A 1,017-nucleotide genomic window follows, 5' to 3' on the forward strand; every position below is an offset into this window, starting at 1 on the left:
CAACCTTGGTTGTCTAAGCCGAACTCTTCATCAACCGCAACTGGCTGAGCCAGCGGCGGAAAACGGTGTAAACGGTAACCACTTTGAGGCAGTCGCATAATGTTCGATCTTTGTTCTGCCATGCTTTATTCCACCGTTGGCTCTTCGTATAGAAGCAACTGAACTTCACCCGACTCATCAAGCTCGCGCACCATTTGCATGATGTCTTGGCGCGCTTTCTGAACTCGACTTAGTGCAACTGCACCACGCGCTTCCATATCGTCTTCTAGCGCTTTCACCATACGTTGTGGCATTGAGCGTTTGATCGCTTGCTGCAACGTGATATCCGAACCTTTCAGTGCCGTAGCCCAAAGCTCGAGTGGAATTTGCTGTACGAGCATGTCCATGGTTTCTTCGCGTTGACGGCCCAGTACCATGAAGTCAAACATGTTCTCTTCGATGGCGTTAACCACTTCTTCATCATGCAGTTTGAGCATTTCCATCAATGAACCACGGTCGCCTTCAAAGCGGTTGATGATGTCTGCCGCTTGCTTAACGCCAGAAAGCGGTACACTTTGGCTTGCAGACACTTTTTCGATACAACGTTCAACCAGTTCATGCAGATCGGTCGCGACTTGGTGATCGATGTCTTGTAGCTGCGCAATACGGAAGATGATTTCATCATGGTAGTCTTGCGGCAGATGCTTCAGCACGGCAGATGAGCTATCCGCTGGCAGATAAGCCAAGAAAATGGCTTGCATCTGCGGGTGCTCGTTGACGATAAATCGCGCCAGCGTTTCAGCCTCTACCCATTGCAGACGCTGCATGTTGTTGCGAATTTCGTCACCGTACAGGTTGTTCAACAGACCTTTAGCAAGATCGTTACCGAGCGCCTTACGCAAGGTGTTCGACAAGTACTCTTTCGATGCACCACGAATGCCACTGTGCTCACGAAAATCTTCAAAAAAGTTTTGAATCACACCGCGTGCTGAATCGCTTTTTATGCCATTCAGTTTCGCCATTGCGCGAGTCACACGC

The 1,017-nt window shown here is 49.6% G+C and carries 1 protein-coding gene and 1 pseudogene; both read right to left on the reverse strand.

Annotation, left to right across the window (positions count from 1 at the left end):
• Positions 1 to 122 (reverse strand): annotated as a pseudogene (locus tag R7E78_RS24710) (flagellar assembly protein FliH); the annotation flags it as partial.
• A 3-nt stretch (positions 123 to 125) separates the two neighbouring features.
• Positions 126 to 1,017, reverse strand: an 892-nt coding sequence (locus R7E78_RS24715; RefSeq protein WP_318058419.1) for a flagellar motor switch protein FliG, incomplete at its 5' end; no start/stop codon positions are given.

The sequence above is a fragment of the Vibrio sp. YT-19(2023) genome, from assembly GCF_033337395.1.